The 14,670-nt window shown below is 48.9% G+C and carries 12 protein-coding genes; 9 read left to right on the top strand and 3 right to left on the bottom strand.

The genetic code is table 11. The features are described from left to right. Positions 1-69: 69 nt before the first annotated feature. The 9 genes from KNQ14_RS14830 to KNQ14_RS14790 all read left to right on the top strand — a co-directional run bounded on the left by KNQ14_RS14830 (position 70) and on the right by KNQ14_RS14790 (position 10,165). A complete protein-coding gene (locus KNQ14_RS14830) occupies positions 70-1,446 on the top strand; it encodes an amino acid permease (RefSeq protein WP_214861562.1) in 1,377 nt (458 codons plus the stop codon). Between the two features lie 120 nt (positions 1,447-1,566). Beyond that, positions 1,567-1,866: a rhodanese-like domain-containing protein gene (locus KNQ14_RS14825; protein WP_023466762.1), complete on the top strand. Its 300-nt coding sequence runs from the start codon at positions 1,567-1,569 to the stop codon at positions 1,864-1,866. A 179-nt stretch (positions 1,867-2,045) separates the two neighbouring features. Continuing rightward, positions 2,046-4,001: a methyl-accepting chemotaxis protein gene (locus tag KNQ14_RS14820; protein ID WP_251138419.1), complete on the top strand. Its 1,956-nt coding sequence runs from the start codon at positions 2,046-2,048 to the stop codon at positions 3,999-4,001. A 169-nt stretch (positions 4,002-4,170) separates the two neighbouring features. Continuing rightward, positions 4,171-5,358, top strand: a complete 1,188-nt coding sequence (locus KNQ14_RS14815; RefSeq protein WP_214861560.1) for a DUF2157 domain-containing protein — start codon at positions 4,171-4,173, stop codon at positions 5,356-5,358. Beyond that, positions 5,355-5,798, top strand: a complete 444-nt coding sequence (locus KNQ14_RS14810; RefSeq protein WP_214861559.1) for a GDYXXLXY domain-containing protein — start codon at positions 5,355-5,357, stop codon at positions 5,796-5,798. Before KNQ14_RS14815 ends, KNQ14_RS14810 begins: the two co-directional genes overlap by 4 nt. 372 nt (positions 5,799-6,170) lie before the next feature. Continuing rightward, the gene (locus tag KNQ14_RS14805) at positions 6,171-7,028 is read left to right on the top strand and encodes an SAM hydrolase/SAM-dependent halogenase family protein (protein WP_214861558.1); all 858 of its coding nucleotides are present in this window, start codon (positions 6,171-6,173) and stop codon (positions 7,026-7,028) included. Then, a complete protein-coding gene (locus tag KNQ14_RS14800; RefSeq protein ID WP_023466768.1) occupies positions 7,025-7,576 on the top strand; it encodes an ECF-type riboflavin transporter substrate-binding protein in 552 nt (183 codons plus the stop codon). The genes KNQ14_RS14805 and KNQ14_RS14800 overlap by 4 nt, the downstream gene beginning before the upstream one ends. Before the next feature lie 70 nt (positions 7,577-7,646). Next, positions 7,647-9,350, top strand: a complete 1,704-nt coding sequence (locus tag KNQ14_RS14795; RefSeq protein WP_214861557.1) for an energy-coupling factor transporter ATPase — start codon at positions 7,647-7,649, stop codon at positions 9,348-9,350. Next, positions 9,341-10,165 (top strand): energy-coupling factor transporter transmembrane component T family protein, encoded by an 825-nt coding sequence (locus KNQ14_RS14790; protein WP_214861555.1) that lies wholly within the window; start codon positions 9,341-9,343, stop codon positions 10,163-10,165. Before KNQ14_RS14795 ends, KNQ14_RS14790 begins: the two co-directional genes overlap by 10 nt. Before the next feature lie 61 nt (positions 10,166-10,226). Here the strand turns inward: KNQ14_RS14790 and KNQ14_RS14785 are convergent, their stop codons facing one another. The 3 genes from KNQ14_RS14785 to KNQ14_RS14775 form a co-directional block, all read right to left on the bottom strand. Beyond that, positions 10,227-12,020 carry a carbon starvation CstA family protein gene (locus KNQ14_RS14785; protein ID WP_023466771.1) on the bottom strand — a complete coding sequence of 598 codons (1,794 nt, stop codon included), beginning with the start codon at positions 12,018-12,020 and terminating at the stop codon, positions 10,227-10,229. Positions 12,021-12,159: 139 nt separating this feature from the next. Continuing rightward, positions 12,160-12,855 carry a LytR/AlgR family response regulator transcription factor gene (locus KNQ14_RS14780; protein WP_029343193.1) on the bottom strand — a complete coding sequence of 232 codons (696 nt, stop codon included), beginning with the start codon at positions 12,853-12,855 and terminating at the stop codon, positions 12,160-12,162. Continuing rightward, positions 12,836-14,602 carry a LytS/YhcK type 5TM receptor domain-containing protein gene (locus KNQ14_RS14775; RefSeq protein ID WP_214861552.1) on the bottom strand — a complete coding sequence of 589 codons (1,767 nt, stop codon included), beginning with the start codon at positions 14,600-14,602 and terminating at the stop codon, positions 12,836-12,838. The genes KNQ14_RS14780 and KNQ14_RS14775 overlap by 20 nt, the downstream gene beginning before the upstream one ends. Positions 14,603-14,670: the final 68 nt, after the last annotated feature.

Here is a 14,670-nt window from a genome sequence, read left to right as displayed (position 1 = left end):
TTATACTGACAACGTAGCGGTACGGGGAACTGCTAAGAAACAAACAGAGACGGGAAGGACGTCGTAAAAATGAAACAACAGACAGAGTTGAATCGGGGACTGGAAGAACGTCATATTACACTGATGTCGCTGGGGGCGGCAATCGGTGTCGGACTCTTCCTAGGGTCAGCAAAAGCGATCCAATTAGCAGGACCAGGGATCTTACTTGGTTATCTGATTGGTGGTGTCATCATTTTCATTATCATGCGAGCACTTGGGGAGCTTGCAGTGCGGGAGCCGGTGGCTGGTAGTTTTGCGGAGTATGCCCGGAAGTATGTCAGTCCATTAGCTGGCTTTTTAACAGGTTGGAATTATTGGTTACTCTGGATTTTTACGTGTATGGCGGAAATCACAGCAGTCGGTATTTACATGAAAGTATGGTTCCCGGATTCTCAGGGGTGGGTATGGGCACTAGCAGCACTTGTCTTGATGACGAGCATCAACTTCATTGCTGTTAAATTTTATGGTGAATTCGAATTTTGGTTTGCGTTGATTAAAATCGTCGCGATCGTCGCCATGATCATCTTAGGGACCTTGACGATTGTCATTGGTCTTGGAAACGGCGGCACACCGGTTGGGATTTCGAACCTGTGGTCACATGGTGGATTCTTACCGAACGGATTCGGTGGAGTACTTCTTGCCATGCAGATGGTCATGTTTGCGTTCTTAGGAATTGAAGTGATTGGGGTCACAGCAGGGGAAGCGAAGAACCCGAAGAAAACGATTCGAAAGGCCGTCAATAACGTTTTCCTTCGAATTTTAGTATTCTATATCGGGGCACTCTTCGTCATTTTATCGATTTATCCGTGGAATCAAGTTGGTGCGAACAATAGTAGTCCGTTCGTATTATTATTTGATTCACTTGGTATTCCGGCAGCAGCCGGCATCATCAACTTCGTTGTCTTAACGGCAGCACTCTCGTCATGTAACTCCGGTATCTTCTCAACAGCCCGGATGATGATGAACTTATCCGAGAACAGTGAAGCACCACGTCGTTTCTCGAAAATCTCGAAAAACGGTGTACCGGCTCTAGCGACGATTCTTTCAGGTGTCGCGTTGCTCGTCGGTGTCGCTTTGAACTACTTCTTACCGGAAGATGTTTTTGCGATCGTTACGAGTATCGCGACGTTCGGAGCTGTTTGGACGTGGGCAATGATTCTGATCGCTCAGATGCGGGCACGGAAGGTACATGGTTCAGCAGAATTTGCTGTCCCGTTCTTCCCGATTGCGAACTATATCGCCCTTGCGGCACTTGCTGGTGTCATCGTCTTGATGGCATTTGACGCAAGTACACGGATCGCTCTGGTCGTTGGACCACTGTGGTACGCGATTTTGATTGCCGTCTATTATGCACGGGGAATGCATAAGGAGACACGTCAATCGACGCGTCGAGCATCAGGAGAATAATGAGATGGGCGGATCCGCAAACGGGTCCGCTTTTTCATCACTTCGTATCAAACGGTTTCGTTTTGTTTTGATGATGAATTTGCTACACTTACGGCAGAACCATACAGGAGGTCATACAAAATGAAAACGATTCATGTAGACGAGTTACAAGAACGATTAGAGGCAGGCGAGGCGTTACACGTCGTTGACGTCCGGGAGCAGGATGAATACGATGCAGGACATATTCCGAACGTCCGCTTCCTTCCGATGTCTGAAATCGGTGAACGCTATACGGAGCTGCAAGAAGGTGAAACCTACTACTTAATCTGTAAAGCGGGCGCGCGAAGCGAAAACGTCGGTCGTTTCCTCGAGCAATATGGATACGACATCGTCAACGTCGAAGGCGGCATGATGAACTGGAAGGGCGATCAAGAAGCATAAGAGGAAGCGTTACCAAGGAAGACGACTCCATACGGGTCGTCTTTTTTTCATGTGAATCAATGAACGATTATTATTTTTACTATGAATATTCCTCGCTGTTCTTCCGATAAAGAAGGTAGAATAGCGAGTCCTTGCACTCGAGAATGGAGTGACACATGGAACAAAAGATGAAGCGAACGATGAGTATCAAACAAAAATTAATTCTGACATCGATTCTACTTTTGATGATTCCTGCATTAGTAATCGGCTTTGTCGCATATGACCTCGCGAAACAAAAGATGACGGAACAGATTCTTCAATCTGCTCATAGTGGAGTCGACCGGATGAATGATGAGATTCAAAACATCATTGATCCAATGCGGCGCGATGTCGCCTTTTTTGCGGACCGAATTGACGGAACGCTCTATCAAAAAGGAAAACAAAATGCTGCGTTAAAGGAAAAAATGACTGAATATCTCGATATGCATCCGCAGGCGGCGAACATCTATTTCGCGACTACGGACGGGGATATGAATATTTTCCCGGAACAAGTCATGCCCGAGGATTATGACCCACGTGAGCGCTCGTGGTACCAATCGGCTGAAGCAGCCGGTGGAAAAGTCGTCATCACGGATCCATACGTCGATGCTGCCTCGAACAAGATGATGGTGACATTGTCACAAACGACCGGAAACGGAAGAGGTGTCGTGGCGATTGATGTCGATGTCGACCGCATCGCGGAAATCGCGAAAAAGATTAAAATTGGTAAAGAGGGTTATGTGACGATTCTCGATTCGAATAAGAAGTTCGTTACGCACCCGACGCTAAAACCAGGTGAAAAGGCAACAGGGAACTGGGTTGCGCCACTCTACGATGACCCAGCCGGACAATTTTCGTATGAATTCGAAAATGAAGGTAAACAGATGGACTTCATGACGAACGATTTAACGAAGTGGAAGGTTGCCGGAACCCTGTACGATCATGAAATCACCGATGCGACGTCGAGTATTCTGTGGACAACGCTTGCTGTCATCGGCGGAATGTTACTCGTCGCAGCCGTCTTCATTTACTTCATCCTTCGCTCGATCTTACGCCCACTCGGTCATTTGACACGTGGGGCAGAACGGATTCAATCTGGTGATTTGACGGAACCCGTCATCGTTGAATCAAACGATGAGGTCGGGCAAGTTGCGCAAAGCTTTAACGTCATGGTCGATTCACTCCGCTCGATCATCATCAATCTCGACCAGTCAATCACACAAGTGGCCGGCTCGTCGCAGGAATTAATGGCGAATTCTGCCCAGACGACGTCCGCATCGGAACAGATCGCGGGATCGATTCAACAGGTCGCAGCAGGGGCGGATCAATCGAAACGTCAACTCGATGCGAATGCCGTTTCGCTCCAGTCGATTACAGCGGGCATCATGCGAATTGCTGAGAGTTCGACCGATGTGTCGGAACTATCACGTTCAACGGCAACAGAAGCTGAGAACGGAACAGTTGCTGTCCTGCAGAACGTCCAGCAGATGAAAGAAATCGATGCCTCCGTTCAAAACTTTGGTGGTGTCATCAGCTCACTCGCACATCGTTCGAATGAAATCGGGAAAATCGTCGATGTCATCAACGGCATTGCCGAACAAACGAATTTATTGGCACTGAACGCGGCGATTGAAGCAGCACGGGCAGGCGAAAACGGAAAAGGGTTCGCCGTCGTCGCAAGTGAAGTGCGTAAACTAGCAGAGCAGTCACAGAATTCAACGAAGCAGATTGCGCAACTGATTCAAAACATCAAGCAGGAGACGGATCAGTCAGTCACGATGATGAAAGAAGTATCGGGACAGACAAAAGCCGGTTTATCGACGACAGAAGCATCAGCAGAACGATTCCAGAAGATTCTCGAACGGACACAAGAGATGACACCACGGATCGAAGACGTGACGGCGACGGTCGAAGAAATTGCAGCGAACGTCCAAGAAGTATCTGCGTCAGCGACGGAAATCGCACATATCGCGCAAGAGAATTCGTCCGCTTCGAAACAAGTCGCAGCGACGACCGAAGAACAGTTGAGTGCGATGGAAGAGATTTCGCAATCCGCCAAAGTATTATCCGATATGGCGGAAGAACTACAGGTACTCGTTGCCCGTTTCCGTGTTTAAATGATCAAATCAAAAAAAGGCAAGGAAGCCCGTCTTCCTTGCTTTTTTTGTCTGTCAACATTCGATGACAAACGGAACAAATAGCTTATAATCCTTGTGAATCCGAGCTTGAGACGGGGTTAAAACGGGAAAATAATAGGTATCTAACACTTCGAAGGAGGTGGGTACGGTGAAGCAGTTACGCAAGATACGTGAGTGGCAGGATGCGGGTCTGTTGGATGAATCAACCGTCGAACGAATCATGACCTACGAAAAGCAACATTCAACGAAACAACGCCTCCCGCTCTTGTTGATTGTTGGAGGGACCTTCGTCGTCTTGGCTGTATTCAGCTTTTTAGCTGCCAACTGGCAAGCGATGCCGATCGGCTGGAAAATTGGACTTGTCGTAGCACTCATGTGGATTTGTTACATCATGGCGGATCTTTCGGAACGTCGTCGTATTCTTCATCCGGTCGTCTTTCGAATCGGTGGAATCCTAGCGTTTGGCACCTCGATTGTCGTAGTTGTTCAAAGTTTTCACTTACCGATGGAAGGATCACTGCTCAGTTGGTGTATGTTTGTCGCCGCATTAGTGCATTATATGCTTTGGCGTCATGAAGCATACGGTGTCGTAGCCTTCCTTTCCGGATGGACGATCTTCACGAGTCTCGGTGGTTTTGGTCAAGAACAGGCGAGTTATCTCGACTGGATATCGTTCGGTCTGATGGTCGTGCTGTCGTTCAGTTGGTTTTACTTCAGCCAACGTCTGCCATCGCTTTTGTTTAGCTGGCTGTTTCTCTTCTTCAGTGGTCTCTCCTTGTTTCTCCTTGTATCATATGACGGATTCCTGTGGCCGGTCTGGACGCTATTTTTACTCGTTCCCGTTCTCTGGCTTGTTCGTGAGAAGTCCAATCGTCGGATCGTCGAAATGGTCTATCTGGTCGTTGCTGCCATCAGTTCGATCGTCTATCTGTCTGTACGTGCGGAATCAAATGCCGCATTACCATCTATGACAGAAGCGATTCTGCTAGCTATCGTATCCATCGGATTAGGAATTTTCCTCTATCAAAAACGTCGCTCCTTATTGTTTATCGTTCCGCTTGGATTCGTCGGAGTCCTGTGGCTCGATGAACAGGCAATTCTACTCGCCATCCTTTTTGAAATATCGGCGCTAGTCTATTTGTTGTATCAAGAACGCCGTCATGCAATCGTCTGGCCAGCCTTTCTCTATTTCATTCTCGTTCAAATCGCGATATACGTCATCTATGCGTGGGATCGGTTGAACATGTCCTTATTTTTCCTCATCGGTGCGCTACTCATCTTCCTATTATCCGGTATCTTATGGTGGTTACGCCGTAGAGGAGGTGTGGCGTCATGAAACGCTATCTCATGCCCGTATTGCAGACGTGCGTCGTCGGTCTGTTGATTGTCAGCTTTTTTGCAACCTCCTGGTTCGGAACATCGTACCGTTTTCGGGCAGAACCGTTTGATCCGTTTGATCCCGTTTACGGTGAATATGTGATGCTTCAGTATCCGGATTTAAAACCAGGTCCGACGATTCAAAATGGGCGTGTTTATGTCAGCTTCAAGACAGATGCTTTTGGTTATGCTCAAATCGACCGGATTTCGAATGAACGATTCTTTGGAAGTGTCGCCGGCGACTATTATGACCAGTACGTGTCGATTCCACAATTGACGCAGTATTATGTCGAACAGGGAAGCGGAAAACAATATGAAAAAGCAAAAGCACTGGAAGTCCGTGCGGATGTGTCACCATGGGGAACGATCCGGACGACGAATTTAAAAATTTCTGAGTAAAAAACCTTGCGTCAGGAATGAAACGGTTGTACTATTAATTTAAATTTTCAGACAACTAAATCTGCATGCGTAGACGGGAAGAGTAAAGTGATCAGAAATCGATAGAGAGTCTCTGTTGCTGGAAATGAGACGATTTCGTCATTTGAAGATGGTCCCGGAGCAGTCGGAAGAACGTGAACCGTGTTCATTAGTAGAACCGACCGGTAGGACGGATACCGTTAGCATTCCAGGGAGTCTCGTACTCCTAGAGGTGGCTGAACGTGAGTTGAGCTATGAACGAAGGTGGTACCACGTGAACAGACATCACGTCCTGAGAGATAAGGGCGTGGTGTCTTTTTTGTGGGGACGTCCGCGCAGGAGGAGGATGACGAGATGGCAGAAGCATTGGTATTGCAATCAGACTTTGGCGTGAGTGACGGGGCAGTGAGTGCGATGTATGGGGTTGCGCATAGCATCAATCCAGAGATTCGGATTTTTGATTTGACGCACGACATTCCGCCCTTCCACATTTGGGAAGCGTCCTATCGGTTACTGCAGACGGTACCGTACTGGACGGAGCAAACGGTGTTCGTTTCTGTCGTTGATCCAGGTGTCGGATCGAGTCGAAAGAGTGTCGTCGCGCGGACGCATGCGAATCAATACATCATCACACCAGATAACGGAACGTTGACGCATCTTTGGCAAGCCGGATACATTGCTGAAGTGAGGCAACTCGATGATCGACGGCATCGCTTACCTCGAATGGGTGAATCGTATACGTTTCACGGACGAGATATCTTTGCCTTCACGGGTGCTCGGTTATCGAGCCATGTCATCACCTTCGAGGAAGTAGGACCCGTTTTACCTGCTTCGGACATCGTCTTGCTCGACCGGACACTTGCCTCGTCGTCGGATACCGGTGTTACCGGTATCGTCGAGATTCTCGATGTTCGCTTCGGAAATGTCTGGACGAATATTCCGGTCGCTCTCGTCCGTCAGGCGGGTCTCGACATCGGTAGCCACGTCAAGGTAACGATTTCGTACCGAGAACGGATTGTTTACGAACAAACACTGCTCTTTGGTCATTCGTTCGCCGATGTGCCGGTTGGTTCAGGCGTCGTCTACATCAACTCGCTGGATCAGATTGCTCTTGCCTTGAATCAAAGTTCGTTTGCGCATGCATTTGAGGTTGGGATCGGAAATGATTGGAGTGTTAACGTACAACAAATCAAAGGAGGAGATCGAACATGAAAGGATTTACGACAAAACAGATCGTCGCAACCGGGATCGGAGCAGCTGTATTCATCATTTTAAGTCGATTCGCTGTGATTCCGACAGGCGTACCGAACACGTCAATTGAGACATCCTATGCATTTCTCGCATTCATGGCAGTTTTGTTCGGACCAGTCACAGCCGGTTTGATCGGTCTGATCGGTCATGGATTAAAAGATGCGATTTTATATGGGTCCCCGTGGTGGAGCTGGGTCATCGTATCCGGGTTCGTCGGTTTTGGCATCGGATTGATCGCTAACCGGATTCGTCTAGAAGAAGGCGGATTGACGACACGTAAAATCGTCTTATTCAATGTCACACAAGCCATCGTGCAAGCGATCGGTTGGATCATCATTGCACCGGTACTCGATATCTTAATTTACACGGAGCCAGCGAACAAAGTCTTCGTCCAAGGGGCTGTCGCTGCGACATCGAACATCTTGACAGTCGGTGTCATTGGAACGTTGTTGCTCGTCACCTATGCGAAAACAAGAAGTAAAGCAGGCAGCTTGAAACGCGAAGCTTGACCGAATGAGCTATGATCCTGTGCGAAGAGACGGCAGGATCATAGCTCATTTAGCTTGGGGGGAGAAGGATATGACAAACGTAATCGAATTTCAGGATTTTTCATTTACATATCGGAGTCAGTCGGAACCGACACTCCGGCATATTCAATTAACGATTCAAGCAGGCGAACGCATCTTAATCGTTGGACCGTCGGGTTCAGGAAAAAGTACGCTCGCCCAGTGCATCAATGGGTTGATTCCGTTCTCGTACCCTGGAACGTGGGAAGGACAGGTCCTGATCAAAGGGCAGGATGCCCGGGAGTTATCGTTATTTGATCGTTCGCTGCATATTGGAACGGTGTTACAGGATCCAGATGCGCAGTTCGTTGGTTTATCGGTTGGCGAAGACATCGCCTTTGCGCTCGAAAATAAACAGACTGGGCGACCGGAAATGCAGGAGATCGTCGAACGCGTTGCACGGATGACGGATGTCGAGATGCTCTTGCAAGCACGATTGAATGATCTATCAGGAGGACAACGACAACGGGCGGCATTAGCCGGAGTCCTCGTCGAAGATGCGGACATCTTACTGTTTGATGAGCCGCTCGCGAATCTCGATCCGGTAGCGGGACAAGAGGCGATGGCGCTTATGGATCGACTGCAACGTGATACGAATCGCACATTGATCGTCGTCGAACATCGAATCGAGGATGTACTCGTCATTCCGTTTGACCGCATCATCGTCATGGTCGACGGCGAAATCATCGCTGATGATCATCCGGATGTCATCTTAAGTAACGGAAAACTGCAAGAAGCGATCTTGCGTGAACCTCTCTATGTCAGTGCCGCACGCTGGGCTGGGCTTGCCGTTCAACCTTCAGATCAGCCTAGCCGCATCGATCCCTTTTTAAAGCGATTCAACCAGACGAACGTGTTAGAGCGTTTAGAGAAAGCACCCCAAAAAGAGGTTGCAACCTCTACTTCATTGCTTGAACTCAATCAGTTGGCGTTTCATTATCGTCAAGGAACGCCGGTGCTTGAGAATGTGACGGCGACTTTTCAAAAAGGAACACTGACGACGATCGTTGGTCAGAATGGTGCCGGAAAATCCACGCTTGCGAAAGTGTTGAGTGGTTACCAACGGACGACAGCTGGTCGGATCCTGCTTGACGGAATCGACATCACGAACCAATCGATCGCAGAGCGAGCAGGAACGATCGGATTCGTTCTGCAAAATCCGAATCATATGATTTCAAAACACCTCGTGCAGGAGGAAATCCGCTACGGGATGCAGGCGCTCGGACTGAGTGAGGCGGAAGAAAACGAGCGTCTCGAGCAGACATTACGTCGTTGCGGATTATATCCGTTTCGTAATTGGCCGATCCAAGCACTGAGTTTTGGTCAGAAGAAACGAGTGACGATTGCTTCGATTCTCGTTCGACGACCGGATATCTTGATTCTCGATGAACCAACAGCCGGTCAAGATTATCGGCATTATTCGGATATGATGGACTTTTTAGAAGGATTGAAGCAGGACGGAATGACGTTACTCATCATCACGCACGACATGCATCTCGTCTTAGAATACAGCGATCAAGTCTGCCTCGTGCAAGCTGGGCGTATCCGTTATGCTGGAACATCATTTGGACTACTGAATCAAGAACAATTGCTGCATCATGCCCATTTAAAACAAACATCGCTCTTTACGCTAGCGCAACACCTCGAAGTCGATCCGGAACGATTCGTCGAGTCCGTGATTACGGCGGAGCGAAAGGAGCGGGAACAATGGCTGTAGAAATGCTTGGCTATATTGAAAAAACGTCACCGATTCATCGATTGACGGGAACGACGAAACTGATCGGATTCTTATTATTTACGACAGCAACGATGTTCACCTATGATACACGTGTCTTACTTGTAATGGGGTTAGTCAGTATCGTGTTATTCCGATTGTCGCGTATCCAGTTTCGGGAAGTCCGCTTCGTCTTGATCTTTACAGCGATTTTCGTCCTGATTAATGCGCTCGCTGTTTATCTGTTCGAACCAGAGCAGGGCGTGGCAATCTACGGATCGCGTCACGTCTTACTTGAAGGAATCGGACGATTTACGATGACCGCAGAACAATTATTTTATCTGTTCAATTTAATCTTAAAATACAGTGTGATCGTTCCGATTGCTGTGTTGTTTCTCGTCACGACCCATCCGACGGAGTTCGCTTCTTCTTTGAATCGGATTGGTGTTCCGTATAAGATCGCATTTGCGGTCTCCTTAGCGCTCCGTTATATTCCGGACGTTCAAGCGGATTTCCGGACAATCGCGAATGCTCAGGAAGCACGGGGGATTGCCGTCTCACACGGTTCCCTTTGGCAACGGGCACGTAATAGCATTCAGATTTTACTTCCGTTGCTATTTACGAGTCTCGAGCGGATTGAGTCCGTCAGCAATGCGATGGATCTCCGTGGATTCGGTGCCGGACGAAAGCGGACGTGGTACAACCAACAGACGATGACACGAATCGATTATGTCGCGATCGGCTGTGTGCTACTTTTGACGGTTTTGTCATTCGTCGTCACTTTCTATGATGGTAATCGCTTTTATAATCCGTTTTAAAAATGAGATACGAAAAAGGCAGTGGATGCGTCCACTGCCTTTTGTCATATGACCAATCCGCTTACGCAGATCGTTTTTGATTTTCCCAACGAGGTGAATTCAACAGTTCAATCCATTTCTTGACGGCTGAGATCGTGATGACGATCGCGAGCAGTCCCATCGTTACGGACAAGACCGTATTCAAGATGCTGAAACCTGGAGAATCGGGATTCGCATAGACGTTTGCGACCATCCAGATATCCGCGAACGTTACTGTGATCAGAAGATAGACGAGCGGGATGAACGTCGTCAGCGCATAGACTTTTTTATCGGCGATTTTCAAGATGATCGTCGTTCCGATGATCAAGCCGATTGACGCCATCAGCTGATTCGATACCCCGAATAATGCCCAAATCGAACCGATGTCACCCGAAAACAGGAGATAGCCCCAGAAGAACGTCCCGAGTGCCGAAGCGAAGATCGCACCTGGAATCCAGTCGACACGTTTGAGTGGTTTGTAGAACTCCCCGAAGAAATCTTGAATCAAGTAACGGGCGACGCGTGTTCCTGCATCGATTGCGGTTAAGATGAAGACCGCTTCGAATAGAATGACGAATTGGAAGAAGAATCCGGCAATCTCTTTGAACCACGGGATGGCGCGGAAGATGAATGTCATACCGACGGCGAGTGAGACGGCACCACCTGTTCGACCTGCCAGATCGAGACCGATTTCACGGGATAAATCATCAAGATAGACCGTGCTCATACCAAGCGTCGCGAATACTTCTGGTGTTGAGTTGATGGCGAAGTAATCACCGACTTCAAGCGATGTCGCAGCGATCAATGCCATGACGGCAACAAGACATTCGACAAGCATAGCACCGAAGGCAACGGGTTTGATGTCGCTCCATCGATTGATCATCTTCGGTGTCGTACCAGAACCAACGAAGGCGTGGAAACCAGATATCGCACCACAGGCAATCGTGATCGAGATGAATGGCCAGACTGGACCAGCGATGATTGGACCACCACCATCAACGAACTTCGTGAATGCTGGGAATCGAATGTCCGGGTTGATGATGAAGACACCAACGATCAAAGCAAGGAAGACACCGATTTTCATAAAACTCGATAAATAGTCGCGAGGTGCGAGTAAGAGCCAAACTGGCAGTGCAGCAGCAAAGAACGCATAAATCGGTAAAGCAATCGCGAGTTGACGGGATGAAAGGTCGAACCAGTCACCGATGAATGTTTCCGTTAACTGAGGACCAAAACCAATCGCAGCTAGAATAAGTAAAAAACCAACCGTTGAAGCAAGTGCTAAGTTGCCACCTTTACGTAAGTAAATCCCAACGAACATCGCGATCGGAATCGTCGAGAAGACAGCGAATGTACCCCATGGGTTATGTTCAAGTGCGTGCAAGACGACCATCGATAGACCGGCCATCGTGATCGTGATGATGAAGAGCATCGCCAGACCGGCACAAAAACCAGCGACTGGTCCCAGCTCTTTTTTAGCGACTTCAGACAGCGACTGACCGTCTTGGCGCATCGAGGCAAAAAGAACAACCATATCATGGACCGCTCCACCGATGACGGCACCGATTAAGAGCCACAGTAAGCCGGGGAGATATCCGAACTGAGCAGCAAGGACAGGTCCGACGAGTGGACCGGCAGCAGCGATTGCCGCAAAATGGTGTCCGAACGAGACCCATTTGTTCGTTGGGACGTAATCTTTTCCATCCGCTAATTTATGAGCGGGCGTTTCGCGATCATCTTTGATTTTTAAGACTTTCGCAGCCATGAACGTGCCGTAGAGACGATACGCGATTAATAAGATACAGATGACAGCAATAACGATTGGAGTAGCGCTCATCTAAAATTCCTCCTCTTGAATGAACTATGATGGATTTAGTATACAAGTTATGGAAGCGTTTTCTTTGATTTTTAGATGAGTTGTCGGTTTCGTTCGATGAAAGGTTGAAAATGGACCTTGAATCACAAAAAAGAAGCGCTCAAATACCGAGCGCTTCTTTCAGTAGTTTGACATACGTCCGACTGACTGGCACATCAATCTGATGAATTTTTAAATTATAGGCTCCGTTGAACCAAGGTTCGATTGCATCGATTGCTGATAAGTTGACGAGGTACGAGCGGTGAACCCGTAAAAAGCGATGATCTTGAAGCTTTCGTTCGAGTTCGAGTAAGGTCTCGTTCGATGGATACGCCTCATGTTCCGTGACGATCTTCGTCTTCCCGTTCTCAGCGACGATGTAATCGATATCTTGAGGAGACAATAATTTCAGTTGTTCGCCCGTCTCAACGGCTAAACGTTCAAGTCGAGGTGCTTTTTTCGGAAGCGGTCGCGCAACTTTTTCAATCGCACGGACAATCCGTGCCGGATCATACGGTTTCAAGATGTAATCATAGGCATTGAGCTCAAACGCTTCAAGCGCATGAGCATCATATGCCGTCACAAACAGCAAAGCTGGTGGACGTGGCATCGATTTCAAGCGTTTGGCGACTTCAAGACCACTTCCGTCCGTTAGCTCGATATCGAGAAAGACTAAGTCGGGTTGAAGGGAGCGAACGAGTCGTTCGGCTTCCTCGACACTGCCGGTTTCCCCGACGACTTCAAGACCGGCTGCGGTCACGTGATAACGGAGCTCGTCGCGTGCGAGCGGTTCATCTTCAATCAACAAGGTGCGCATGCTGGATCTCCTTTCTGAGTTCAATCGGGAGACGAATCGCGATCGTCGTGCCGTTTTGACCGTCACTCGTGATCGTAAACTGTCCCTTTTCACCATATAAACTTCGAATCCGTTCTGCCGTATTGAATAATGCGGTACCGGTGCCCGAGGACGGAACGACTTCTCGACCGAGACGAGCAAGGCGCGAAGCGTCAATGCCGCGTCCGTTGTCGACGACTTCGAGACACAGCTGGTCTGCCTCACACCATGCCGTCACCCCGACATATCCTGTCTGTTCAGAAGAAAACGCATGAAGGAACGCATTTTCGATCAACGGTTGTAAGATGAACGGTGGAACGAGTAAAGACGTCGTCTCGTCTGCTAAATCAATGTCGAGAAACGGACGATTCGGAAAACGAGCGGCTTCAAGAGATGTGTATGCTTCGATGTGCTCGAGTTCCTTTTGGAGCGGAATTTTCGTCGATCGTGCGCCTTGGAGGTTACTGCGGAAGAACGTCGACAATTCGAGCAACAACGTGCGTGCTTGTTCGACATCCGTCCGGCACAGTGCATAAATCGTATTGATCGCATTAAACAGGAAGTGGGGGTGAATTTGTGCTTCGAGTGCCCGGATCTCGGCATCTTTCAGTAAACCAGCTTGCCGCTGGGCATTCCCGAGTGCTAGTTGTGTCGAGAACAATTTCGCTAACCCTTCAATGAGTTCGACTTCGACGGCGTCGAGCAATTCGGCATGAGGATAATAGACTTTCAACGTCCCGATCGTCGTTTCCCCGACGATGAGCGGAGCGATGATGCCGGCTTGAAGCGGACAATCCGTTACGGGACAGCCGATATCGAGTCGTTCCGTCACAAGACGAACTTGTCCGTCCTGCAAGACATGCTCGGTCGGTTTCGTCGTCCAGTGACTGCCAGCTTGATGGTGGTCGCTCCCGATACCGATATGGGCCAGGATGACGGAACGATCCGTCAGTGAGACGGCTTCGGCTCGCGTTTGCTGCAACAGAATTTCCGCGACAGCTTCTGCCGTATGGATATGTAGACCACGCGTCAGATACGGAAGCGTCAAATCGGCGATATGCAACGACCGTTCTGCTTCTCGTGCCCGAACCGTTTCCTCTTCTCGTGCAGCAAGACGGATGATCGATAAGAACAACCAGACACCGAGGACGTTGATCAGTGTCATCGGTACGAAGATGAACAGGACGAGTTCGACTGCCGCATCAAAGGGGCGGGCGAATAGTAAAATTAATGACATTTCAAACAGCATTAAAAAAGCAGTCAGACACACGGGCAATAACGCTTGGCTACTGAGGCGGTCGCGCCAATAGGATCGTAAGAGACCGCTGACACCACCGGCGATGACGGTGGAAAGCGCGCAAGCGAACGCTGTGAATCCGCCGAGGGAATACCGGTGAACCCCGACAATCAATCCGGTCATCAATCCACCGAGCGGACCAGCGAGCAATCCGCTGATGACGACGATCATCGTTCGTGTGTTTGCAATCGCTGATGTCCCGTCGACTTCTTCGAGCCAAGCATGAGGTAAGAATTCAGCTAAGTCGACTTTGACCCCTGTATAGTTACTTAAAATACCGTACGTTGCAAAAAACAGGACGAGGACACGAAATTGCCAACCTGCTTCCGGTTGACGCAGCAGCCGTCGTGTCGGTCCCCACTGGGCGAGGATGAACGCTAAGATGATCATGATACCGAGTCGTTCGAGTAAAAAAGGAATCAGTTCCAACATGTGCATTCCTCCATTCGAGTTAAGTGTAAACGCTCGCAAAAGGGAGAGCAATGCCGGCACACAAAAAA

The organism is Exiguobacterium sp. s161, assembly GCF_018619045.1.
In the GTDB taxonomy this organism is placed as follows: Bacteria; Bacillota; Bacilli; order Exiguobacteriales; family Exiguobacteriaceae; genus Exiguobacterium_A; species Exiguobacterium_A indicum.
This window is presented reverse-complemented; position numbering and strand designations above follow the sequence as displayed.